The organism is Micromonospora inyonensis, assembly GCF_900091415.1.
Lineage (GTDB): Bacteria > Actinomycetota > Actinomycetes > Mycobacteriales > Micromonosporaceae > Micromonospora > Micromonospora inyonensis.
The window spans coordinates 1,055,781-1,078,552 of record NZ_FMHU01000001.1 but is presented as its reverse complement, the minus strand read 5'-3'; the positions used below and the strand labels follow the sequence as shown (position 1 = coordinate 1,078,552).

Annotated in this window: 19 protein-coding genes and 2 tRNA genes; 10 read left to right on the top strand and 11 right to left on the bottom strand. The window is 69.3% G+C overall.

All coding sequences use genetic code 11. The features are described from left to right. Window positions 1–59 precede the first annotated feature (59 nt). The gene (locus GA0074694_RS04820; RefSeq protein WP_091453050.1) at window positions 60–1,757 is read left to right on the top strand and encodes a bifunctional metallophosphatase/5'-nucleotidase; all 1,698 of its coding nucleotides are present in this window, start codon (window positions 60–62) and stop codon (window positions 1,755–1,757) included. Window positions 1,758–1,831: 74 nt separating this feature from the next. Here GA0074694_RS04820 and GA0074694_RS04815 read toward each other — a convergent pair whose 3' ends face one another. Beyond that, window positions 1,832–2,560, bottom strand: coding sequence for a hypothetical protein (locus GA0074694_RS04815; protein ID WP_141713960.1), 729 nt, complete (start codon window positions 2,558–2,560; stop codon window positions 1,832–1,834). A 335-nt stretch (window positions 2,561–2,895) separates the two neighbouring features. On the opposite strand from GA0074694_RS04815, the gene GA0074694_RS04810 reads away from it, so the two are divergent. Together GA0074694_RS04810 and GA0074694_RS04805 are read left to right on the top strand one after the other, a co-directional pair. After that, window positions 2,896–3,546, top strand: a complete 651-nt coding sequence (locus tag GA0074694_RS04810; RefSeq protein WP_091453043.1) for a hypothetical protein — start codon at window positions 2,896–2,898, stop codon at window positions 3,544–3,546. Between the two features lie 128 nt (window positions 3,547–3,674). Beyond that, entirely contained in the window at window positions 3,675–4,115 is a 441-nt protein-coding gene (locus GA0074694_RS04805) for a hypothetical protein (protein WP_091453040.1), read from the top strand. A 422-nt stretch (window positions 4,116–4,537) separates the two neighbouring features. Here GA0074694_RS04805 and GA0074694_RS04795 read toward each other — a convergent pair whose 3' ends face one another. Continuing rightward, the gene (locus GA0074694_RS04795) at window positions 4,538–5,740 is read right to left on the bottom strand and encodes a helix-turn-helix domain-containing protein (protein ID WP_245714541.1); all 1,203 of its coding nucleotides are present in this window, start codon (window positions 5,738–5,740) and stop codon (window positions 4,538–4,540) included. 345 nt (window positions 5,741–6,085) lie between these two features. On the opposite strand from GA0074694_RS04795, the gene GA0074694_RS04790 reads away from it, so the two are divergent. Both GA0074694_RS04790 and GA0074694_RS04785 read left to right on the top strand, forming a co-directional pair. Next, a complete protein-coding gene (locus tag GA0074694_RS04790; protein ID WP_091453030.1) occupies window positions 6,086–7,165 on the top strand; it encodes a helix-turn-helix domain-containing protein in 1,080 nt (359 codons plus the stop codon). A gap of 272 nt (window positions 7,166–7,437) precedes the next feature. Continuing rightward, the gene (locus GA0074694_RS04785; protein WP_141713959.1) at window positions 7,438–7,998 is read left to right on the top strand and encodes a hypothetical protein; all 561 of its coding nucleotides are present in this window, start codon (window positions 7,438–7,440) and stop codon (window positions 7,996–7,998) included. Window positions 7,999–8,011: 13 nt separating this feature from the next. Here GA0074694_RS04785 and GA0074694_RS04780 read toward each other — a convergent pair whose 3' ends face one another. The 4 genes from GA0074694_RS04780 to GA0074694_RS04775 form a co-directional block, all read right to left on the bottom strand. Continuing rightward, the gene (locus GA0074694_RS04780; protein WP_091453025.1) at window positions 8,012–8,833 is read right to left on the bottom strand and encodes a transposase family protein; all 822 of its coding nucleotides are present in this window, start codon (window positions 8,831–8,833) and stop codon (window positions 8,012–8,014) included. A 495-nt stretch (window positions 8,834–9,328) separates the two neighbouring features. Further along, window positions 9,329–9,455 (bottom strand) — tRNA-OTHER (locus GA0074694_RS31390). 195 nt (window positions 9,456–9,650) lie between these two features. Next, on the bottom strand, window positions 9,651–10,991 hold the full coding sequence (locus GA0074694_RS30660; RefSeq protein ID WP_141713958.1) for a hypothetical protein: 1,341 nt from the start codon (window positions 10,989–10,991) through the stop codon (window positions 9,651–9,653). Between the two features lie 714 nt (window positions 10,992–11,705). Next, window positions 11,706–12,071 (bottom strand): cyclic-phosphate processing receiver domain-containing protein, encoded by a 366-nt coding sequence (locus GA0074694_RS04775; RefSeq protein ID WP_091458663.1) that lies wholly within the window; start codon window positions 12,069–12,071, stop codon window positions 11,706–11,708. A gap of 568 nt (window positions 12,072–12,639) precedes the next feature. On the opposite strand from GA0074694_RS04775, the gene GA0074694_RS04770 reads away from it, so the two are divergent. The 3 genes from GA0074694_RS04770 to GA0074694_RS04760 are packed head-to-tail and all read left to right on the top strand — an operon-like array spanning window position 12,640 to window position 15,613. Next, the gene (locus GA0074694_RS04770) at window positions 12,640–14,202 is read left to right on the top strand and encodes a replication initiator (protein WP_091453021.1); all 1,563 of its coding nucleotides are present in this window, start codon (window positions 12,640–12,642) and stop codon (window positions 14,200–14,202) included. Next, complete coding sequence (locus GA0074694_RS04765) at window positions 14,199–14,396, top strand: excisionase family DNA-binding protein (protein ID WP_091458661.1); 198 nt, start codon at window positions 14,199–14,201, stop codon at window positions 14,394–14,396. Before GA0074694_RS04770 ends, GA0074694_RS04765 begins: the two co-directional genes overlap by 4 nt. Further along, window positions 14,396–15,613, top strand: coding sequence for a tyrosine-type recombinase/integrase (locus tag GA0074694_RS04760; protein ID WP_091453017.1), 1,218 nt, complete (start codon window positions 14,396–14,398; stop codon window positions 15,611–15,613). The genes GA0074694_RS04765 and GA0074694_RS04760 overlap by 1 nt, the downstream gene beginning before the upstream one ends. 71 nt (window positions 15,614–15,684) lie before the next feature. On the opposite strand, the gene GA0074694_RS04755 is transcribed toward GA0074694_RS04760, so the two are convergent. Together GA0074694_RS04755 and GA0074694_RS04750 are read right to left on the bottom strand one after the other, a co-directional pair. After that, window positions 15,685–15,761 (bottom strand) — tRNA-Pro (locus GA0074694_RS04755). A gap of 101 nt (window positions 15,762–15,862) precedes the next feature. Then, on the bottom strand, window positions 15,863–16,756 hold the full coding sequence (locus GA0074694_RS04750) for a metallophosphoesterase (protein ID WP_091453013.1): 894 nt from the start codon (window positions 16,754–16,756) through the stop codon (window positions 15,863–15,865). A 25-nt stretch (window positions 16,757–16,781) separates the two neighbouring features. Here GA0074694_RS04750 and GA0074694_RS04745 point away from each other — a divergent pair, with 25 nt between their 5' ends. Next, a complete protein-coding gene (locus GA0074694_RS04745; RefSeq protein WP_091453009.1) occupies window positions 16,782–17,237 on the top strand; it encodes a GatB/YqeY domain-containing protein in 456 nt (151 codons plus the stop codon). A 115-nt stretch (window positions 17,238–17,352) separates the two neighbouring features. On the opposite strand, the gene GA0074694_RS04740 is transcribed toward GA0074694_RS04745, so the two are convergent. Continuing rightward, a complete protein-coding gene (locus tag GA0074694_RS04740; RefSeq protein ID WP_091458659.1) occupies window positions 17,353–19,824 on the bottom strand; it encodes a penicillin-binding protein in 2,472 nt (823 codons plus the stop codon). Between the two features lie 402 nt (window positions 19,825–20,226). Between GA0074694_RS04740 and GA0074694_RS04735 the strand changes: the two genes are divergently transcribed. Continuing rightward, the gene (locus tag GA0074694_RS04735) at window positions 20,227–20,544 is read left to right on the top strand and encodes a WhiB family transcriptional regulator (protein WP_091453004.1); all 318 of its coding nucleotides are present in this window, start codon (window positions 20,227–20,229) and stop codon (window positions 20,542–20,544) included. A gap of 39 nt (window positions 20,545–20,583) precedes the next feature. Here the strand turns inward: GA0074694_RS04735 and bagB are convergent, their stop codons facing one another. Together bagB and bagA are read right to left on the bottom strand one after the other, a co-directional pair. Then, window positions 20,584–21,732, bottom strand: coding sequence for an ArsA family ATPase (gene bagB / locus GA0074694_RS04730; RefSeq protein ID WP_176737775.1), 1,149 nt, complete (start codon window positions 21,730–21,732; stop codon window positions 20,584–20,586). A gap of 54 nt (window positions 21,733–21,786) precedes the next feature. Continuing rightward, a complete protein-coding gene (bagA, locus tag GA0074694_RS04725; protein ID WP_091453001.1) occupies window positions 21,787–22,764 on the bottom strand; it encodes an ATPase BagA in 978 nt (325 codons plus the stop codon). Between the last annotated feature and the right edge of the window lie 8 nt (window positions 22,765–22,772).

The following is a 22,772-nucleotide window of genomic DNA, read 5'->3' as shown; positions in this document are numbered from 1 at the left end:
GATCAGGGCAGCCGGACAGCACCGCGACCGGCCCCACGCACCGATTCACGAGGAGTTCCATGTCCGTCTCCGGGATGCGCCGCCGGACCGCCCTCGGTCTGGCCGCGCTCACCGCGGCAGCGCTGAGCGCGGTCGCCGCGACCCCCACCCAGGCCCAGCCCGCCGGCCCGAAGCCGGTCGACGTCAAGCTGCTCGCCCTCAACGACTTCCACGGCAACCTCGAACCGCCGACCGGGTCCAGCGGCACCATCGCCGGACAGACCGCGGGCGGTGCCGAATTCCTGGCCACCTACCTCAAGCAGCTCAGCGAGGAGAGCAGGAAGCAGAAGAACACCATCACCGTCGCAGCCGGCGACCTGATCGGCGCGTCGCCGCTGCTCTCCGCCGCGTTCCACGACGAGCCGACCATCGAGGCGCTGTCCCTGGCCGGGCTCGACTACGCCAGCGTCGGCAACCACGAGTTCGACGAGGGCGCGGACGAGCTGCTCCGGATCCAGAACGGCGGCTGCCACCCGGTCGACGGCTGCGCCGACGGCACCCCGTACGAGGGGGCCGGCTTCCAGTACCTGTCGGCCAACGCCTTCACGACCGCCACCGGCCAGCCGCTGCTGGCGCCGTACGCCATCCACAAGGTCGACGGCGTCAAGATCGGCTTCATCGGCATGACGCTGGAGGGCACCCCCGACATCGTCAGCAAGGAGGGCGTCGCCGGCCTGACGTTCGCCGACGAGGCCCTGACCGCCAACCGGTACGCCGCCGAGCTGCGTCGCCGGGGCGTGGAGACCATCGTCGTGCTGCTGCACGAGGGCGGCAACCAGGCCGGTGCCGGTGGCATCAACGACTGCGTCGGCTTCACCGGCCCGGTCGTGGACATCGCCCAGCGGATGGACCCGTCGATCGACGTGATCGTCAGCGGCCACACCCACCAGGCGTACAACTGCCAGATCGCCGGCAAGCTGGTCACCAGCGCCAGCTCGTTCGGCCGGCTGGTCACCGACATCGACCTGAAGGTCGACCGGCGGACCGGCGACGTGCTCACCATGCAGGCGGAGAACGTGGTGGTCACCCGGGACGTCGCCAAGGATGCCGCGCAGACCGCGCTGATCACCCGCTACAAGGAGGTCCTCGGCCCGGTCGCCGGCCAGGTCGTCGGGAGCACCAGCGGTCCGCTGACCCGCGCCCAGGAGACCCTGTACGGGACGACGATGGGCGAGTCCACCATGGGCAACGTGATCGCCGACGCGCAGCTCGCCGCCACCGACAACGAGCAGAACGCGGTCGCCGCGTTCATGAACCCGGGCGGCGTCCGGGCCGACATCGACGCTGGTCAGGTCACGTACGAGGAGGCGTTCACGGTCCAGCCGTTCGCCAACAACCTGACCACGCTCGACCTGACCGGCGCGCAGCTCTACTGCCTGCTGGAGCAGCAGTTCACGGTCGGCCGCACGCTCTACCCGTCCGCGTCCGTCCGCTACGTCGTCGACCCGTCCGGCACCAGCGCGCCGGCCGGCGACCCGTGCGCCGGCAGCCGGGTCGTCCGGGGCAGCCTCACCATCGGCGGTACGGCGGTCGACACCGCCGCCACCTACCGGATCACGGTGAACAGCTTCCTGGCCGGCGGCGGCGACGGGTTCAGCGTCCTGCCGCAGGGCACCAACCGGGTCACCGGCATGATCGACCTGGACGCGCTGATCGCGTACCTGAAGGCGAACTCGCCGATCACCGCCCCGGCGCTGGACCGCATCTCGGTCGCCTGACTCTTCGTTCCACCAGACGGGCCCCGGAGCACCTGCTCCGGGGCCCGTCGCCCGTCCGCGTGCGGATCGGATCCTCACCAGACGCAGCCGAGTTCCTCACTGTCGTCGGCTGCGGGCCTGGCCTCGGAGAGGACGTGCTGGTAGTGGCGCGGTGAGGCGGCGTTCCAGGTCCGCCAGACCCGCTTCTGCCCCGGCGCGGTGCCGCACGTCATCAGCACCGCGTACGGGGTGCCCGTGAAGTCGCTGTCGACGGTGGGGGAGCCGGGCGGCACGGCCGAGTAGAACCCGTTCCGCGGTAGCCCCCGACACTGGGTGCCCCCCTTGGCGCAGGTGTAGTGGTAGACGAGGCGCGGGCTGGGGATCGCGGTGCCGACCGGGTACGCGGAGCCGTGCAGGACCGTTCCGACCGGAGCCCAGGGCGCGTACTGGACGGTCACGCGGGTGCCGAGCCGGGGCGTGCCGCCCGGCGGGTCCTGCGCGAGGACCACTCCGGGCGTGGGGTGCAGCACGGCGACCGGGTTGCACGCGAACCCGCTGGCGTTGATGGCGTTGCAGGCGGCGTCGGGGCCCTGCCCGCGGTAGTCCCCGAGGGGGCACTGGTCGCTGTAGTACGTCAACGTGATGCGGGTGCCCACGGGCAGCGGGTTGCCGGGAGCCGGGGCCTGACCGGACACCTCGCCGACCGCGTGGCCGGTCCCCCAGGCGCACTGCCCATCGGCCCGTACGCAGACGTGCCCCTGGGCCTCGATCGCCGACGGCCTGCTCCGGCGCGGCGCCGCCGCTGGCATCCTGGTCGCGCTCACCACCGACCGGTCCGGCTTCACGCACCGCCTCGGCAGTGCGGCGGCTACCCGGCTCGTCCTACGTCAGGCCGATCCCGACGACGTGGCGGTCTTCGGGGCCGACCCGCGCGCGATGCCGGGCACCATGCCGCCGGGGCGGGCGATGGCCGTACCGTCCGGGACGGAGGTGCAGCTCGCGATCCTCGCCCCCGACCCGAGCGGCGCGGCCCAGGCGGCGGCGGTGGAGGAGCTGGCCGGCCGGCTCGACGCCCGGCTGGGGGCGGCTCGACCCGCAGGTTCGCCCCCGGCGCGTCGACCGGCTCCCCACGTCGATCACCTCGGCCGAACTGGCCGGGTTGCGCGCCGCTGCGGTCCCCCGTACGCCAGCCACGTGCACCGTCGGCGCGGGCGGCAACGACCTGGGGCCGGTCGACGTCGACCTCGCGGACGCCGGTGCCGCCTTCCTGGTCGCCGGCCCACCGCGGTCCGGGCGCAGCACCGCGCTGGCGGCGATCGTGTCGTCGCTGGCCGGGCGCGGGACCGGCGGGTTCGGGGTGCTGCTCTGCTGCCCACGCCCGTCGCCCCTCATGGACCTGGTCGGCATGCCCGGCGTCGTCGGGGCGCTCTGCGGATCGCTGGACATGCAGATCGACGAGGCGCTCGCCGGTGCGCGTGGTCCCCTCGCGGTCGTGGTCGACGACGCCGAACGGCTCGGTGACGGCATCGCCGCCGACGTGCTCGACCGGTTCACCCGGACGGCACGGGACGACGGCAACCTCGTCGTCGCCGCCGGTACCACCCACGAGTTGGCGCTGCACAACTACCGGGGCTGGCTCGCCGCCGTGCGCCACGCTCGCACGGGCCTCCTGCTGAACCCGGCATCGTACGTGGACGGCGAGGTGCTGAGCGTGAAGCTCCCGCGCTCCACCAGCGGTGGCTGGCCACCCGGCCGCGCCCTCCTGGTGCAGCGGGGGCAGACCGTCGCGGTGCAGGTGCCACACGGGTAGTCACCCGGTCGGCGTCCAAAGAGCACCGGCCAACGTGCGCGGGGTTGGCGTCTCCCGGCTCCCGCGAGCCATACGCTGGCCCTAAGGCGCGGCCGCACCGGGTAGCGCCGGACCGATCGGAGGCAACGATGCGCAACACCGAGATGGCGAAGCTCGGCGGCCTCGTCGGCGAGTGGACGACGACGATTTCGGACGCCTGGTTCCTCGAACCGCCCGGCACCGAGGTGCCGGGCAACACCACCGTCACGTGGCTCGGGGAGTCGTTACTGGTCGTGCGGTCGGAGTTCGGCGGGAACGGCCAAGCGCATTCCGACATGAGTCTCGTCCTCGGACGCAGCGATGCGAACGATCGCTTCGTCGCGCTCTACCAGGACAACCGCGGCGTCTGCCGTGAGTTCGCGATGACCTTCGACGGCGGGCACTGGACGATGACCCGCCAGGATCCGGACTTCCACCAGCGTTTCGTCGCCGACGTCGAGCAGGACCGGATCCTCGGCCGTTGGGAGGCGTCCGAGGACGGGGGCGAGTCCTGGCGGAAGGACTTCGACCTCACGTTCACGCGCGCCTGAACGACGCGCCTGCCCCACTGCTTACTGCTCCTGGCCACTCAGTTGGTCACCCGGGACGCATTAGAGGGCATCCGTCGATCGGATGTGCCCTCTCACCTGGTCCGGGCGGCCGGGTTCGAACCGACGGCCTCTTCGTCCCGAACTGCCGGCGGGCCGGTCGGATCGGGTGTCATCCGAGGTCATCCGGCTTGCTGAGGCTCGTCCGGGTCGGGTGTGGTCGGCTCGGTTGCTGTACTCCGCTGCTGTACTTCCTCGGCGGTGCGGAGGACGTTGCGGGCGGCCGTCGCCACCGGGCAGCCTGCGGTTCGGCAGATCGGGCAGCGTCCGTCGGGTCCGGGTCGGTGGTGGCGGAGGATCGCTCGGGCGGTGAGGATCAACCGGTTGCGGATCTGCGCCAGGGACAGAAACGGCGCGGTCACCGCTCAGCCCACCCCGAGGGTGGCGGCGAGCTGGATGAGCGTCGCCGGGGCGGTGGGCTCTCTGGCGACCTGGGCGAGGATGTCTCGGCCGGCTGGTCGGTGGTGGATCTCGGCCGGCGCGATCCGGTCGGCCTCCATCAGGACTCGGCCGGCGTTGACCGGGTCGTCGGCTTGGAGGTACGCGCGGGCGGCGTCGATCAGGTGGGCGGCCCGATGTTCGGCGGGTAGCCACCGCCAGCCGTCCCGTGTGGTTGCCTTCTCGTGCCGGGCCGTAGCCTCGCGGGCTTCGCCCAACTCCATCGCTGTGGCGACCCGGGCCAGTTCCACGGCCGTTGGCCCGAATCCGGTGCGGTGGTGGTCATGCCCGTCGCCTACTCGGGCGGCCATGTCGGCGGCTTCGTCGATCAGGTCGGTAGCGGTGCGGTCGTCTCCGAGGCGGGCGGCGGCCAGGGCGGCCTGAATCAGCAGGGTTCCGCAGAGGGACAGCTCGGGTGGGGTGCCGTACTCGATCACGGGCGGCGCGATGCGGTACGCAGCGGCCAGCATCACTGACTTCGCCATCCTGGTTCGCCCTGACTCGCGCAGCACTTGGCCGAGCTGGACGGCAGCAGCAGCCACCAGCACCCGGTCACCCGTAGCGGCGATCATGGCCCGGTCGACGGCCAGCCACGCCACATCGGGGGCACCGAGCTTCACCAGCAGCGACGCCGTCACCCGGTACGCCTCTACCAGCGGCGCCCGCCCCGCCTCCGGATCGTGGGCGTGGGTGCGCTGCGCGTCGGCCACCAACTCCGGCACCAGGTCGATCACCTGCGGGTAGCGGGCGTGCTGGAAGGTCGTCCACACGTGCGCGGCCTCCCGCGTCAGCCTCTCGGCCGGCAGTACAGGTCGGCGGGCGGCCGGGCGCTCCAAGGCGATCTCGTACGCCGACAGAGCTACGCGGATCCGTTCCACACCCTCGACGCGTTCGACCAACCCCGCCGGCTGGGCGTCCCGACCGAGCAGTACCGCCGTGTCGATCCGCAGGACGGCGGCGATGTCCTGAAGCGTCGACACCTTGTCCAGCGACCGGACACCCCGCTCAACCTTGTCCACCCAACTCTTCGACTTACCCAGCCGATCGGCGAGCACCTGCTGAGAGAGCTTCCGTCGACCCCGCCAATACGCCACCCGCCGACCGACCGGCAGAAGATCAGTGCTGTCCACGACGCCACCGCCGGTCCGGTACGGCCCGGGTCGTCTCCTCGGCTGGTATTCGATCCGCCTCGGCCTGAGCGATGAGCCTTTGCCTTGCCGCTTCCCGTTCCGCCTGCTGGATCTGCTCGCCCCTGGGTTGGTCCGGAACGTCGCCGCTCATTCCCGCCTCCGCCGTAAGAGAGGGCGCGGCGACACTGCTCTTGGAAGGACCGATGCCGCCGCGCCCGGCTGTCGACGCAACCAGGCCCGGTTGTCACACCAGCCGCGCTGACCGCGTCTGGGATCTACTCTTGTGACCCCACGACTACGCTCGGAAGTGGCTCGATGCTTTCAGGACCTTTCACGGGGGCTCCGATGGATGACCTCGGCGCACAACTGAGGCAGGCTCGTACTGAGGCAGGCGCGACGCTGGCCTCCATCGCGGCCCGTACCTGCTACTCGGCTTCGCACCTGAGCAACGTCGAGTCGGGACGCCGGACCGCGACGCCGGACATCGTGCTCGCCTACGCGCGAGCGTTGGGAGACCCGGACGTGAGACGCAGGCACCTTCTCCAAGCCGCCACCATCGGCCCGATCGCCGCCAGCGAGCTGATCCGATCCGGCTTCACCGCCGCCCTCGCCGGCCGACGGGACAGCGAAGACCGCTGGCGTGACCGGGTCGACCAGTACGGCCGCGACTACATGGAGATCGGCGCGGACAGCCTTCAGACCAGGCTCGCCGGTGACCTCGTCGTCCTGCAACAGCAGCTGGACTCCCCGACGATGTGGGCGACCGCCGCCCGCGCACTCACCACCTACGGCAAGACGACCAAGGATCCGACCGAGGCGATCGGCTGGTACGACACCGCCCGGATCGCCGCCGACCGCTCCGACGACCTCGCTGTACGGGTCTGGGTACGCGGCCGGGCCGCCATCGCCCTAGCCTACGAAGGCGCAGCCCTACCCGTCGCCAAGCGGTACGCCGACGAAGCCATCGCCCTGTCCGACCGGCCATCCCTCGGACGCCTCCAAGCGTTGATGGCCCGCGCACACGTCGCCGCCGGACGAGGCGACATCACCGGAGCCATCGCCGCCGACGAAGACGCACGACGAGTCTTCGACCAGACTGCCTCACCAGACGGGGAGATCTCCGACGCCGCTGTACCCGCCTGGCGCATGGCCACCTTCCGGTCGATGCTCTACGCCCGACTCGGCATAACCCGCCCCGGCGAGCAGGCCCAGGCCGACGCCGACCGACTCCGACCGCCGTCACTGACCCGGTTCGCCACCCACGTCGAGCTACACCGCGCCCTTATGATGACCAAGTCCGGGGACCGATCCGGAGGACTCGCGTATGCCCGACGGGCCTGGGCAACACTGCCAGCAGACCGCCGCTCACAAACCCTCGGACTGGTGCTGCAAGAAGTCGAGAGAGCGGCACGCAAGCCAGCCTGACCCCCGCTGGGGGGATGCGGACACAAGTTGTCGGTCGCTGCCAGCTGGTGGCGGCCCACGTCAACGAGCAGGTGTCGAGCGTCGTTGGTTCACGTTCGAAGTCGGCCCGCCTCGATGCTCGCGCTGCCTTCTTGCTGCCTGACGCCTCGCTTACAACAACTCTCACCTCGTGCGAGCATGACCGCGCGTCTCCAATCTCTACGGCTGACCGACGACCCGCCCGAACGCCGACGCGAACCTGTCACCTTGATCTCCATATCTACCTTGACCTAGTGGGAAATGAGTGGTGGCAGCCAATTTCAGCGCTTGGTAGCGTGCTGGTCGCGCTCGTGGCCGTGCTCTCCTCTGCCGTGGTCGGTCTCCGCAGCGTGAAGCTGGCGGCAGAGCACGCAACCCAGGGCCGGCTGTGGGAGGAACGTGCGCAGTTGTACGTAGACCTACTCGCGGATCTCGACCGGATGTCTCGCCGAGTTGCCCGGATCCAAGAGGAAGCCACGGAGCTACCTGCCGACACCAGCGAGGCCGAACAGCGACTACTTTGGGCCCGCGCCGAAGCCTTCGCTTCGCTAGAGGTCCGCAAGTGTCTGGGTGAGGTGAACGAGAAGCTCGGCCTAGTTCTGGGCGCTCTGGCACGGGAGGTGACATCTCCTGAGAGCGAGCAAGCCTCCGTGCAGCGCCTTGCCGCAGTCTGGGACTTCGCCGACGCTCGGAATCAGTTTCGAGAGACAATCCGGACAGAACTGAACGGCCAGACCTCGATCTTGCATCGCCGCCGATCCGGACAGGGCCGCCAATGGCGGCAGCCCACTGAGCCATTCCGCGCAAGGGGCTGACTACTGGAGGTAGTCATGTTGTGCGGGTGTGCTCGATGTGGAGGATGACGAGGGCCGCGGCGACGATCTTTCCGATCCGCCATGGGTCCAGGCTGATGTTGCGTAGCGCCTTGAAGGTTGTCTTGAGCAGCGAGTTGCCGCGTTCGCCGATCGCGCGGACGCTGTTGTGGGCCTTGTTCAGCTGCTGTTGTGCCAGGGTGAGCTGGCCGCCTTTGGGTCTTTTGAACGCGACGGTGATCGTGTCGGACTCGCCCTCGTAGCCGAGGTCGCCGAGGGTGCGTAGGTCGTCGCCGGCGTTGGCCAGGGTCGGCAGGATCTCGGTGTGGGCGCGCAGCGCGGTGGTGTCATGTTCGCGGCCGGGCCGCACGGGCGAGGTCCAGATCGGCCAGCCGTCGCCGACGGTGACGACCTGGACGTTGCCGCCATGGTTGTCGTGTTTGCCGGACCACCAGAGGTCAACGCCGGGGGTGGGGCCTGGGGTGCGACACCGGTCGGTCTCGATCAGCATCCCGTCGATGTTGACGTGGCCGTGGCCGGCGGCTTTCGCGGCCAGCAGCGCTCCGTGCAGGCTCGGCGAGCGGGCCGCGAGCACGTCGATGCCTTCGTGGAGGTAGTCGTAGCCGGTTGACTTGCCGATGGCGTTGTCCTGGGCCAGTTGCCTCATCCGGGTGCCGTCCAGGAACCAGCGAAGGACCAGTATCGCCTGGTCTCGCACTGACAGTGAACGGGTGTTGGCGCGGGTGCCGCGCCGGACGCGTTCGTTCGTCAGCAGGTTGGCCAGAAAGCTCACGGTCTCCTCGCGTGCTGGCAGCACCGCGGTGTATGTGACACTCATCGTCGACGCAGAACCCTTATGAAGTTGATCTTTGGAAGGACCACCTTCATACCGGGGTTCTGCGTCTTCTCGTTGCACGACACCAGATCCGGCGTGTCACCGCCCCGGCCGACGGTCGGTTACCCAGCGCAACCCTTCGTTACGCGGAATGACTCACTGAGCAGGCAGGGAAGAATGCTGGTGACGCCAGGTAGCTGCCCTACTTGGCGTTGAACTGTTGCCGGGTGCCAGGCGAACCGGGCAAAGGATGCCCATCTATCACCTGAGCTGCGCAAGGCTAGGCATCGATTGTCACCGTTGGGCATCATTGGTCGACGTTCCACGGCCTGGCGACGGCCTAGACTTCTTGACCCCCAGGCAACCAACACGGGGCGCTGACCTGCGGCTCCGAAGCTGTGAGCTGCCAGGACGGTCTCGCAGCGTCCACGACAGTCCGTCGGTGTCCGTCCCGATCGTCACCCAAATAGTCACCCACCTGCGCTGGGAGACTGCAAGCGGACCGAAGGGGATTCGAACCCCCGGCGGGGCATGGCACGCCAGTGGCCCCACACGCTTCAAGCCGCCGCGCGTGCACGGCATTCGGCATCTCAGCGCTGCAATAACCCGGCTCTGCCACCGGTCCACCGACAGTCTGACCTGACACTGTCAGCTCGGGAATCGGTTTGATCTACACCGTGGGTAGCCGAACTGCATGACGATCGAGCACGGAGCGTTCATCTTGCGGCTGACAGGGCGGTTGCTGTGAGCCGGTGCTAACCCTTGCATCGGGCACGGCGGTCGCTTCGACTTGGACGCCGTACGTCCAACTCGTGTCCGGCTAATCATTAGCCCGATGCACTCCCGGCCGATTGACTAGACTGGCAAGAACAGCACGCGAGCCGGTCGGCGAGTCTCCAAAGACAGTCTTGTACAACCACTTCAGTGCAGACGTTGCGCCCAGTGAAGCGATAATCGCGGGAGTGAGAGGCACATTTGTCGCCTCCGCAGCACCGAAGGCCACCGCGCATCCGATCGACAGCTCGGCCACCTCTGTCGCCGACACTCCCCGCATCCTCGACGAGAGTTGTGTTTGCCGTTTCAACTCGTTCGCCCGAGGAATTAGCACATCACTCAGAATTTCGCGCGCCTCTAGCGCGAACCGCTTTTCCTCTCCGACGCTTGCCTCGATGGTTCGAATCGTATTGCGAAGGTCCGACCGCCACTCCTCAAACGATTCTTCATTAGTTCTAATATTCAGCAAGGTGGAAGTGTCTAGATTGCGAAAGAATGGCAGTGGCGCAGACGTCAGCGCTCTGTTAATTGCCATGTCGAAGTTTCTTCCGGGCAGTTGCCCAAGTTTCGCTTCGAACAGTCGCTGATCGGTGAGAGTCGTCGGAACGTATCTAGCGCCAAGAGTGTCCGCAATCGCAAGCGTGCGATTGAGAAAGTAGGAGGGGTCTTGCGCAACCGCCTTAATCTCGTCAGCCCCTCTCCATAGCCCAGAGTTAAGCTGGATCGGCGAAGCTCGAAACACGTCCGAAACCGCAGGAAGCTCGTCCATCGGATTGCGGGCAGATTCAACGAAATACGAGTCTCGCACGTCATGTCGAACAGCTGCCAAAATGGCCTGCTGACGCTGTCGCGCAATCTTCCAAGGCGCGACCGGGACAATCACACCCGAGCGGAAGAGTGGCGCAAGGTCCGCGCACACCGGAAGAAATGCCTCAAGAAGCGCACGTATTTCTCCATAATCTCTCGGGTCATTGCCTGCTAGCGCCAGCTGCATAACCTCCGATGAGCTGAACTCCCAACCATTCTTTGTCCTAGGTGGCGGAGGGAACAACAAATCGCCACGACGACGGTCTGCGCGAACGGCGAGGGGATCGTGAACAACAACGGATGGATAGTACAGCAAGGACGAAAAGAGATAGTCGCGCAGCTCCTGATTTAACCAAGCCGCAGCAACGCCCGTTCCGGAATAAAGCCGAAGACCCCCGCTGGGCATGGGGGTCGGCTCCCACGAATCATAGTAGTCATCAACATGGTCGAGGAATTCGTCTATTTCGATATCGGTGAGCGATTTGGCTCGCTCCGAAGACAAATCGCCTTGTAGGAAGTTCTCCATGACGTCGAGAACTGATACGTAATGCAACTTGTCTCCCCTCGTCAGGACCAACATCTAAAGCTACATCAGCGCGCCAGGCAGTCTCCGCGTGAGTGAGCGCCGCCCTTGCATTCAACAGCCCCTCGGCAACTCTCTGGTCACACATCCCGTCTGCTGTCGGCCCGCCATGTCAAGCGGGCCTTGACGCACGTACGGACGCTGCCGGAACAGACTGAGTCGGCTCTCGTGTCACGGACCGCGCCCCCGGCGGACACCGCCACAGTGGCGCAGTTGACCCAACCTCGCCCGGTACGGACCCGGCTCCCGGGGTCGGAGCTGGCCACCGGCGGCCACCCCTCCCCTCCCAGGTGAGCGGTTTGACCTGACCCTGAGCGGCTGTGAAGCCGGCTCCTGGACGACCGGCGTGCCGGCGTGCGGCCACCGCCCCCCATGCTTGGGGGCTTGCCGCGCGGACCCGGCGCACCCTTTCCTGCGCCACGCTGCTCAGGCGTGGCGCAGGGGCCGGCTGCCGGCGACGAACCTTGACCACTCTGCCCGCTATTCGGTCTGCTGCGGCCCCGGGCTCCCCGCTCTCCGCGCCAGCCGCCGGGCATCGGCGTGACGGCCGCAGAGCGACAGCGGCAGCGGCCGGCGCGCGCCCAGGCGGCGGTGCGTGCGGCCCGTCAAGGGCCGCCTTGATAGATGTACAGAAAGTCCTCCCACACCGGCCGGCAGCCGGCCGTCCGGACTCCCGGCTGCCGGATTCACGAGCGGTTGGCAGGACCGCTGCTACTCGGCCTCGGCCTGATAGCCGACGTGTGGTGACCCGGCCGCCGAGCGGACGGGGTAGCCCCACCGTCGCAGTGCCTGCGTCATCTTTGCCGCCCCGGCAGGATTCGCTGAGTGGATGTACACCACGCCGATATCGAACGGCTGGTCCTCGAACGCGGCTTGTTCCAGTACCTCGACGACCGGCCAGATGGTGTCGTCCTCGCCTAGGTCGTGGTCGAGCCACAGTTCGTCTAACCGCTGGCCGCGATACCGACCCAGAGCCTCGATTCCCGCCTTGCTCGTGCGCGCCACCTGCGCCACCCGGCCATCCGTGAACGAGCGCAGGTCGTCGACCAGCACGATTCGTCGGTGCTTCCCGGTCATCACGTCGCCATCCTTCGCGTCGCGGCCCAGCACCGCCACCGGGATTGGCACCGCCAGTCGATAGGCCATAGCCGGTTGACGTGTCAGTACCCGGTGCTACCGTGGTCTTCGTCGAGCACGCCAGTGCGGTTCTCTGGCCGGATCGCTGGTCTCGACTTCGGAGTTGCCGAGCGGCCTTCCTGCCGCTGGTGCGGGTTACGTCCCGCCGGCCCTCGATTGCACCGGCCGCTGTGCCGGTCCCGGAATCCGCTGAGCGGCCCAGCACGGCCTTTCCTGCCGTCCACGGTGGCCCGGATTCGCGTACCTCGACGGGTGGGGACCGCCTGCGGCGACCCACCGGATGCCGATGACCAGGCACCCCACCCGTCCCGGCATCACACCCACGATCCCCGAACCGGAAGGACGTTCCCCGATCGGCGGTCAGTGGCTCGGCCACGCTTCCGCCCTCCGGCGTCAGCCGCCCTCCACGGCGGTGCCAGGAGACACCACGAACACCACCGACGGACACCGCTCCGACAACCGGTGGCAGTTCGTACCCGTCCCCTGCCACCACCCCGAGGAGTGAACCGTGTCCACCCTGCTCGCTCTGCACCGCCCCGGCCTCGCCGCCGGGCGTGATGCCCAAGCCCTGCACCGTGCCAGCACGCCGGACTTCTTCGGCTGGTTGGAGCACACCCGCGCCGCCGCCGGCTGCACCCGCCCGGTACGCCTGACCGGCACCCTCAGCGCCGTCGAGCCCTGCACTGGCCGCCTGGTTGGAAAGCGGCACACCGACGAGTTGCCTGACCGGACGGTGTACAAGGCGTGCGGCAACCGCCGTGCCGCCCAGTGCCCCGACTGCGCCTGGGTCTACGCGGGCGACGCCTTCCAGGTCGTCCGCTGCGGCCTGACCGGCGGGAAGACCGTCTCCGCCACCGTCGCTGCGCATCCGGTCGTCTTCGCCACCTTCACCGCGCCGTCCTTCGGTCCGGTCCATCACCGGCACATCCCCCGGCACACCTGCACCAACCGGCGGCGCTGCGACTGCCGCCCGGCGCCCTGTCATGCCCGCCGCACTGTCGGCACCTGCCCGCATGGGCAGCCCGCGGCCTGCTTCGCCCGTCACGACGCCGATGATCCACAGCTTGGGCGGCCGTTGTGCCTGGACTGCTACGACCACGACCACCAGGTCGTGTGGAACGCCTTCTCCGGGGAGTTGTGGCGGCGCACCAAGCAGGCCATCGAACGTCACCTCGCCGTCCTGTGCCGGCGACGCGGCATCAGTCACGTCCAGGTCGTCACGAACTCCGGCAAGGTCCGCCGGGTGCCGCCGGTGCGGGTGTCGCACGGGAAGGTCGCCGAGATGCAGCGCCGGGGCGCGGTGCACTTCCACGTCCTGCTCCGCCTCGACGGCGTCGACCCCCACGACCTGCACGCCTTGGTCCCGCCGCCGGTCGGCATCACCGTCGACGACCTCGACGACGCCGTGCACGCCGCCGCCCGGCAGATCACCGTCACCACGCCTCCGCATCCCGACCGGCCGGAGGGCTGGTCGATCGCCTGGGGTGAGCAGGTCGACGTTCGTCGCATCGGTACCGGCGACGGGGATGTGACCGATGGGAAGGTCGCCGCCTACCTGGCCAAGTACGCCACGAAGTCCACCGAGGTCACCGGTCACTGCTCCACCCGACTCACCCCGGACACCATCGACGCCTACGCCGATCCGGAAGGCGACCACCTCGCCCGGCTCATCGACGCCTGCTGGCGACTCGGCCGCCCCACCCACACCCCGACCAGCAACACCGCCACCCCCACGGGCGTGCGTCAAGGCGACCTTGACAGCAGAGGGAACCCCTACGCCGGGTTGCGGCGCTGGGCGCACATGCTCGGCTACGGCGGCCACTTTCTCACCAAGGCCCGCCGCTACTCGGTCACCTTCGGCCTGCTCCGCGACACCCGCGCCACCTACCGCCGCACTGAGGACGACACCGCCGACACGATCACCGTCGGCACTCTGGCCTTCACCGGCTCCGGCTGGCTCACCAACGGGGATGCCCTGCTCGCCAACACCGCCGCCGCCCAACACCGCGAACGCAGCCGCATCGGCCGCGAGGAACTCGCCCACGAGACGTGGTCGGGGGTGGCGGCATGACCAGACACCTCACCCCGCGCTGGTACTCACCCACCGAGGTCGCCGTCCTGCTCGGCTTCGGCCTGTCCAAGGTCAAGATGAAGATCGCCACCGGCGAACTGCGCTCCATCAAGGACGGCAAGTACCGCCGCGTCCTCCCCGAATGGGTCGACGAGTACATCCGTGACCAGGTCGAACGGCAGGAGGCCGCCTGATGCCCGGACGCGCACGCGCCAACGGCGAAGGCTCGATCTTCCCCTACCGCAACGGCTTCGCCGCCTACGTCTGGGTCACCAAGCCGGACGGCAAACGCACCCGCAAGTACGTCTACGGCCAGACCCGTGACGCCGTCCACGACAAGTGGATCAAACTGCACCAGCAGGCCAAGGCCGGTCCGGTCGCCACCCGCGTGCCCACCCTCGGCGACTACCTGACGTACTGGCACCGAGAGGTCGTGCGGCCCAACCTCGCGCCGCTGACCTGCGCCACGTACGAGACGATCCTCCGGCTGTACGTGATCCCCGGCCTGGGCGGGAAGCGGCTCGACCGGCTCCAGGTGCGCGACGTACAGACCTGGATCAACGAGCTGGCCCGCACCTGCCAGTGCTGCGCCCAGGGCAAGGACGACCGCCGCCCTGAGCTGAGACGGCGATGCTGCGCGCTCGGCCGCTGCTGCGGCGACACGCCGTCCGCCCGCACCGTCAAGGACATCCGGGGGGTGCTGCGCTCGGCGCTCAACCACGCCGCCACCGAGGAACTGGTCACCCGCAACGCCGCCGCCCTGGTCAAGCTTCCACCGGTCCGCCGCCGTAGGGGCCGGGCCTGGAGCAGTGACGAGGCGCGTCGCTTCCTGGAGTCCGCACGGGTCGACCGGGATCCGCTGTACGCCGCGTACGTGCTGATCCTGGTCCTCGGCCTGCGCAAGGGCGAGGTGCTCGGCCTCACCGAGGACGCCGTCGACCTGGCGGCGGGGGAGTTGTCGATCGGCTGGCAGTTGCAGCGGGTCGGCGGCCAACTGCTGCACCGCGAGACCAAGACGCAGACCTCGGACGCCACGCTCCCACTTCCGGACATCTGCTCGGCGGCACTCGACCTGCGCCAGCAGGCGAGGAGAAACGACCGCGATCAGGCGGGCATCGCCTGGCAGGGCTCGCGGCTGCTGTTCACCACCCGCTACGGAACCCCCGTGGAGCCGCGCAACGTCAACCGTTCCTGGGACGCGCGCTGCGCCCGTGCCGGGGTCCGCAAGATCACCGTGCACGACGCCCGGCGTACCTGCGCGACGCTCCTCGTCGACCTGGACGTGCACCCGCGCGTCATCATGCAGGTGCTCCGGCACGCGGAGGTGTCGGTGACGATGGAGATCTACTCGCAGGCGTCCTCGGACGCCACCCGCGACGCACTCAAGCGCCTCGGTGAGAGCCTGCGCTGACCCACTGCTGTACTCGACTGCTGTACCAATGCACTGAGGGCACATCCGTCGATAGGATGTGCCCTCTTACCTGGTCGGGGTGGCCGGATTCGAACCGACGACCTCTTCGTCCCGAACGAAGCGCGCTACCAAGCTGCGCCACACCCCGAGGCGTGCGGACAAATACTAGCCCACCCGACCCGGGGATCAAACTCGGTACCCCCGCGCCGGCCCCGGCCTCTGAGCGGCGGCGACAGCGCGGGCATCGGCTCAGCGCGGGATCAGCGTGAGGATGCTCGCCTCCGGCGGGCAGGCGAACCGGATCGGGGCGGTCGGGTGGGTGCCCAGGCCGGCCGAGACGTGCAGCCAGGAGTCGGAGCCCGGCCAGCGGTGCAGGCCCTTCGCCATGGTGCGGGGCAGCTCGCAGTTGGTCACCAGCGCCCCGACCCCCGGTACGCAGACCTGCCCGCCGTGGGTGTGCCCGGCCAGCAGCAGGTCGAAGCCGTCGGCGGCCATCTCGTCCAGCACCCGGGGCTCGGGGGAGTGGGTCAGGCCGAGGGAGAGGTCGGCCTCCTCGGAGACCGCCCCGGCCACCAGCGAGTAGTCGTCCCGCTCGATGTGCGGGTCGTCGACCCCGACCAGTTCGACGAGCCGGCCACCGGCCTTGACCGTGGTACGGGCGTTGTTCAGGTCGGCCCAGCCGGCCCCGGTGAACACCGAGCGCAGTTCCTCGTAGGGGAGTGCGGCACCTTCGACGTACCCACGGTCGGGCAGGAAGTAGGTGAACGGGTTCTTCCAGACCGGCCCGGTGTAGTCGTTGGAGCCGAAGACGAAGGCACCGGGCAGGTCGAGCAGCGGCTGGAGGGCACGCAGCACACCGGGCACCGCTTCGGGGTGGGCCATGTTGTCCCCGGTCACCACCACCAGGTCCGGATCCAGGGCGGCCAGCGACGCCACCCAGCGCTGCTTGCGGTCCTGGTCAGGGGTCATGTGCAGGTCGGAGAGGTGCAGGATGCGCAGCGGTTCGGCGTCGGCCGGCAGCACCGGCACGTCGTACCGGCGGAGGGTGAACATGTTGCGCTCGACGAGCGAGGCGTACGCCAGGGTGGCCGCGCCGAGGGCGGCGGTGGCGGTCGCGAGCCGGAATAAGGTGCGCTTTCGCATGGCGTTCAGGGTAGTTTGACCGACCATGAGCACGCTTAAGGACCGCCTGACCGCCGACATGCGGGCCGCCCTGAAGGCCCGGGACGAGCTGACCACCTCCACCCTGCGGATGGCCCTCGCGGCCGTCGGCAACGCCGAGGTCGCGGGCAAGGCCAAGCGGGAGCTCTCCGACGACGAGGTGCTCGCCGTGCTGACCAAGGAGGCCAAGAAGCGCCGCGAGGCGGCGACCGCCTTCGCCGAGGCGGGTCGCACCGAGCAGGCCGGCAAGGAGACCGCCGAGGGCGAGGTGCTCGAGCGGTACCTGCCGAAGCAGCTCTCCGACGAGGAGTTGGCCGAGCTGGTCGGGGGCGCGCTTGCCGCGGGCGGGTTCGACGGTAAGGCCCAGATGGGCCCGGCCATGAAGGCAGCCCAGGCCGCGGTGGCCGGCCGCGCCGAGGGTGGCCGGGTGGCCGCCGAGGTACGCCGCCAGCTCGCCGTCTGACCGGTCGGTCGACGCCGGCCGGCCGTGACCGGCTCCCGAGCGGGTGGACCGGAACGACGAGGGCCCCTGCCGTCGCTGGTGTGCGACAGCAGGGGCCCTCGTCGTGTCCGACCGGTCAGCGGTTGGGACGGTCCGGGCCACCTCGGGGCGGACCGCCGGGCGGGGTGCCGCCGGGCGGCGTACCGCCGGGCGGCGTACCGCCGCCGTTGTCGCCCGGCGTGCCACCACCGTTGCCGTCGCTGAGCTGGATGGTGACCACGCCGCCCTTGATGGTGCGTCCCTCGGGGCTGGTGCCGGCGACGCTCCCCGCCGGGCAGCTCGACGAGATCTTGATGTCGCTGACCACGACCTCGAAGCCGGCACCCTTCAGCCGGTTGCGTGCGGTGTCGACGGACTCGCACCGGACGCGGGGAATGGAGCGCTGGTCACCGTTGATGATCTTGCCGCTCGGCGGCGTGAAGTTGATCCGGTCCTTGCCCTTCATCGCGTCGCGCAGCGTCTCGTACACCGGCGGGTTGATGCCGTCCTTCTCGCTGTGCTTCATCTTGACGTTGGTCTGCGGCCAGTCCGGGTCGGCCATGATGCCGGCCACCGCGTACTGCTTGGTCATCGCGACCAGCGAGGCGGTCTTCTCGGAGTCGGTGGTGCCGGACTTGCCGGCCACCGGCGCGTCGACGATGCCCTTGACGTTGCCTGCGGTGGCACCCGCGCAGCGGGAGGTCGACGAGCGGTCACCGACCGGGCAACGGGCGGCGTCGACGGCGGCGCGGGCCACCTCGGTGCTGATCCGCTGCTCGCAGCGCGGGTTGGCGATGTCCAGGGTCTTGCCGTCCGGGCCGGTGATCTTCTGCACCGGGATCGGCTCGCAGTACTTGCCGTCCGCGGCGAGGGTGGCGTACGCGTTCGCCAGCTCCAGCGGGGTGGTCTGCGAGACACCCAGGGTGAACGCACCCCACTGGTTCGCGGCCTGGTCGGTGGCGGCGAACGTGACGTCGTTGCTGGCCCGGAAGGTGATGCCGAGCTTCTGCGCCGCCTTGACCACGTTCTTCGCGCCGACCTGCTGCTGGAGCGGGACGAAGTAGGTGTTCACCGAGCGGCCGAAGGCGCTCCACATGTTGTGCGGGCCGGCCATGCTCTCCACCGAGTTGGTGGGGCAGTAGTTGTTCGTGCCCGGGCAGGCGGCCGGGGAGTTGCGCTCCACGATGTACTCGGACTTGAACTGCTTCGGCGCGTTGATCGTGTACTGGAGCGGGATGCCCTTCTCCAGCGCGGCCACGATGGTGAACATCTTGAACGTCGAGCCGGCCTGGTACCCGGTGATGCCGTCACCACCGCTGAGCAGCGGGTTCACCGTGTTCGGGTAGTTGCCACGCTTCTTGTTCTTGTTCCGCTGCACCGGGTCGCTGTGCGGCTTGTTCTGCGGCTTGTTCGGGTCGTCCAGTTTGTAGTTCCGGTTCACGGACAGCGCCCGGACCCGGCCGCTGCCCGGCTCGACCACGGCCACCATCGCGGCTTCCTTGCTGTTCACCGACTTGGCCTTGCGGACCGCCGTGTCCGCGCCCCGCTGGGCCTGAACGTCGAGGGTGGTGACGATGTTGTAGCCGCCGCTCTTGAGCCGCCGCTCCCGGTCGTACGTGGTGGAGCCGAACTCCTCCTGCTGGAGCCACCAGCGGTAGAAGTAGTCGCAGAAGAAGCCCCACTTGTTGTCCCGGGTCTGCACGCAGCCGTTCGGCGCCCGCTTCCCCTTGACGACCAGCTTGACCGCCTTGGCCTTCTCGCCCTCCTCCTTGGAGATGGCGCCGGTCTCCACCATGTTGTTGATCACATAGTTGCGGCGCTCGACGGCGAGCGGGTAGCCGCTCTTAGTGGTCGGGTCGAAGCTGGTCGGCGCCTTCACCATGCCGGCGAGCATCGCGGCCTCGTCGATGGTGAGCTTGGCCGGCGTCTTGTTGAAGTAGACCTGGCTGGCGGCGAAGACGCCGTACGCGCCGTTGCCGAAGGCCGCGATGTTGAGGTAGCGCTCCATGATCTCGTCCTTGGAGAACTTCTTCTCCACCTGGACGGCGTACTGCATCTCGCGGACCTTGCGGGCGGTGGTGTCCTCGGTTGCGGCCACCACGTCGGCCGGGTGGCTCGCCGAGTACGCGATCGCCAGTCGGACGTACTGCATGGTCAGCGTCGAGGCGCCCTGCTGGGAGGCTGCGCCGGAGCTGTTGTTGACGAACGCCCGGGCGACACCCTTGAAGTCGACGCCGTTGTGCTTGTAGAAGTCGTGGTCCTCGGCGGCGACGATGGCCTCCCGCATGACCTCCGCGACGTCCTTGAGCTTGACGTCGCGGCGGTTCTCGTCGTACATGGTCGCCAGCGGGGTCTTGTTGTCCGCGGCGAGCAGGTAGCTGATCTGCGGGGCCCGTTTGACGGTCAGGTCCGGCGGCAGCTTCCCGAGTGTCTCGGCGCCCGCCTTGGCGGCCAGCCCGGACATCGCCACGGCCGGGAACGCCGCAGCCGCCACCACCACCCCGGCCAGCAGGCCGCAGATCAGTAGCGATGCGGCGTTGGTCAGCAGATTGTGGTCACGTTTCCGCATCCAGGTCACCTCGACAGAGTACGTGAGTGGGGAGTGGGCGGCTCCGGGGCAGGTTTCCCCATTTCCTGCGTGCGCCGCCCTCGTTGTGCTAAACGCACGACCCCCGGTCCGGGGTTGCGCGGCGCGGCGGACGAGTGTCCCCGGAAGGCGGGGACACCGCAGGGTTTTCAGACGGTCGGCCGGGGTATGCGGCGGGCCGTAGCCCGAGACGCGCGAACTGTCCGAAATGATGGATTTGGCCGACAACGTTGCGTAATCGGACGACTACAGAGCATGATGGGGGCGGCGACAGCGCCAGATGTCGTCCGTGCCGCCTTGGGGAAGGTCGGGCGCGGATGACCGGGGGGAAATCCGGCTGACCCGCACGGAGTCGGTAGGTACTGCAAGGGGGGACGAGTACAGATGGGCATGATCACTGACTGGCCGTCGCTGGCGGCGTGTCAGAACGGAGACCCGGACGCACTGTTCGTACAGGGCGCTGAACAGAACGTGGCGAAGCGGATCTGCCGGAGCTGCCCAGTTCGGTACGAGTGCCTGGCCGACGCGCTCGACAACCGGATCGAGTTCGGCGTGTGGGGCGGCATGACGGAGCGGGAACGCCGTGCGCTGCTGCGCCGGCACCCCCAGGTGACGAGCTGGCGCAAGATGTTCGAGGCCGCCATGCGCAAGAACGCCAGGGAGAAGACGGGCAAGGACAAGATCCTGGTCAACGCGGGCTGACCCGCCGTCCGGTGCCGGCCGACCGGCGCCCGGCACCGGTCATGGACGGCTGATCGCCGCACCGATCGTCCGCAGCCCGTCGACGTCGTGCACGTCGGCGGGCTGCGCCGCGACCGCGACCGTCGGGACCGCCGGGAACGCCTCGGTGAAGGACGTCGCCACCTGCTGCTCGCGGACCGATTGCTGGAGCAGGGCGGCGTGGGCACGCAGCACGTCCACGGTGGCGTCGTGGCCACCCAGCTCCGCCAGCCGTTCCGCCGCGGCGAGGCTCTCCGTCGCGTCCGGAGTGGTCACTGCCGGCCGGTGCACCCGGTTGAGGACCAGCCCGGCCAGGGGCATCCGTTCCTCCCGCAGCCGCCCGGCGAAGTAGGCGGCCTCCCGGACCGCGTCCGGTTCCGGCGCCGCGACCAGCAGGAACGCCGTCTCCCGGGCCTGGAGGATCCGGTACGTCTGCTCCGCGCGCTGCCGGAAGCCCCCGAACATCGAGTCCAGTGCCGCGACGAACCCGGAGAGGTCGGTCAGCAGCTGCGCGCCGAGCACCTTCTGCACGACCTTCGAGAACATCCCGAACGAGGCGGTGACCAGGCTGAACATGCTCCGCCCCCCGGTGCGCGCCGGGGCGAGCAGCAGGCGCAGCATCCGGCCGTCGAGGAAGCGGGAGAGCCGGGCCGGCGCGTCGAGGAAGTCCAGCGCCGAGCGGGACGGCGGGGTGTCCACCACGATCAGGTCCCACTCGCCCCGGGCGTGGAGCTGCCCGAGCTTCTCCATCGCCATGTACTCCTGCGTGCCGGCGAAAGTCGAACTCATCGCCTGGTAGAAGGGGTTGGCGAAGATCTCCGCCGCCTTCGCCGGATCGGTGTGCTGGAGCACCACGTCGTCGAAGGTCCGCTTCATGTCCAGCATCATGGCGTGCAGCTCGCCGCCGCCGTCGGTGTCGATCCCCTTGACCTGGCGCGGAGTGTTGTCCAGCTCGGTCAGGCCGAGGGACTGGGCGAGCCGGCGGGCCGGGTCGATGGTGAGCACCACCGTACGACGGCGGTGTCGTTCCGCCGCCCGCAACGCGAGCGCCGCCGCGGTGGTCGTCTTCCCCACCCCGCCCGCGCCACAGCACACGACGATCCGCACGCCGGGGTCGGCGAGGATGTGGTCGACGTCCAGCAGCGGCGCCGCGTCTTCGGAAGGCACCAATCGAGCGTATCGGGCTCGTGCGGCTCTCCGCGCCGTGCCGGCGTCAGGTGTGAGTCAACCCGCCCTGACGAGCGCGGCGGCCAGCGCCTCCAGGCCGTCCCGGTCCACCCCCGTCGGGAGCAGCGGAAGCTCGACCAGTGGCCGGCCGATGTCGGTCAGCTCCGCGCGGAGCGTCTCCTCCAGCTCCCTCCGGACGGCCTGGTCGACCGCCTCGGTGTGCAGCCCGGCCACGGTGGCCCGGTCGGCCGGGAGCCCCGCGGCGAGCAGTCCCCGGCGTAGTTCGGCCTGGCTGGTCGCCCGACTGGCGGGCAGCGGGGGACGGGTCGCGTTGACGACGATCCGCCCCACCGGGAAACCGAACGAGGTCAGCTCGGCGACCGCGTCCAGCGTCTCCTGGACCGGCATCTCCTCCAGGAGCGTCACCACGTGCACCGCGGTGATCGGGGAGCGCAGCAGCGCGGCCACCCCCTCGCTCTGGGTCTTGATCGGTCCGACCTTGGCCAGCCGGGCGGTCTCCGCGGTGACGTTCAGGAACCGGCCGATCCGCCCGGTCGGCGGGGCGTCCAGCACCACCGCGTCGTACGTCCGGCGGTGCCCGGTGGTACGGGTGGTCGCCTCCTTGACCTTGCCGGTGAGCAGGACGTCCCGCAGACCGGGGGCGATGGTGGTGGCGAAGTCGATCGCGCCGAGCTTGCGCAGGGCACGTCCGGCGGCCCCGAGCTTGTAGAACATGTCGAGGTACTCCAGCAACGCCTCCTCGGCGTCCACCGCGAGTGCCCGGACCTCCCCACCGCCCGGCGCGTCGGTCAGGTGCCGCTCCTCGTACGGGAGCGGATCGGTGCCGAAGAGCTGCGCGATGCCCTGTCGCCCCTCCACCTCGACCAGCAGCGTGCGCCGGCCGTCCGCGGCCAGCCCCAGAGCCAGCGCCGCCGCCACGCTGGTCTTGCCCGTTCCGCCCTTGCCGGTCACCACGTGGAGGCGGGCCGGCCACCCGGGGCCGGCCGGATCGACCGCCTGCTCAGCTGCTCGCACCAGTCGAG

Excerpts from the sequence above, each read along its gene's own strand:
- GA0074694_RS04790 (WP_091453030.1), top strand. The coding sequence starts at position 6,086 with ATGGATGACCTCGGCGCACAACTGAGGCAGGCTCGTACTGAGGCAGGC.
- GA0074694_RS04780 (WP_091453025.1), bottom strand. The coding sequence starts at position 8,833 with ATGAGTGTCACATACACCGCGGTGCTGCCAGCACGCGAGGAGACCGTG.
- GA0074694_RS04765 (WP_091458661.1), top strand. The coding sequence starts at position 14,199 with ATGACCAGACACCTCACCCCGCGCTGGTACTCACCCACCGAGGTCGCC.
- GA0074694_RS04745 (WP_091453009.1), top strand. The coding sequence starts at position 16,782 with ATGAGCACGCTTAAGGACCGCCTGACCGCCGACATGCGGGCCGCCCTG.
- GA0074694_RS04760 (WP_091453017.1), top strand. The coding sequence starts at position 14,396 with ATGCCCGGACGCGCACGCGCCAACGGCGAAGGCTCGATCTTCCCCTAC.
- GA0074694_RS04805 (WP_091453040.1), top strand. The coding sequence starts at position 3,675 with ATGCGCAACACCGAGATGGCGAAGCTCGGCGGCCTCGTCGGCGAGTGG.
- GA0074694_RS04775 (WP_091458663.1), bottom strand. The coding sequence starts at position 12,071 with ATGACCGGGAAGCACCGACGAATCGTGCTGGTCGACGACCTGCGCTCG.
- GA0074694_RS04750 (WP_091453013.1), bottom strand. The coding sequence starts at position 16,756 with ATGCGAAAGCGCACCTTATTCCGGCTCGCGACCGCCACCGCCGCCCTC.
- GA0074694_RS04820 (WP_091453050.1), top strand. The coding sequence starts at position 60 with ATGTCCGTCTCCGGGATGCGCCGCCGGACCGCCCTCGGTCTGGCCGCG.
- GA0074694_RS30660 (WP_141713958.1), bottom strand. The coding sequence starts at position 10,991 with ATGTTGGTCCTGACGAGGGGAGACAAGTTGCATTACGTATCAGTTCTC.
- GA0074694_RS04735 (WP_091453004.1), top strand. The coding sequence starts at position 20,227 with ATGGGCATGATCACTGACTGGCCGTCGCTGGCGGCGTGTCAGAACGGA.
- GA0074694_RS04740 (WP_091458659.1), bottom strand. The coding sequence starts at position 19,824 with ATGCGGAAACGTGACCACAATCTGCTGACCAACGCCGCATCGCTACTG.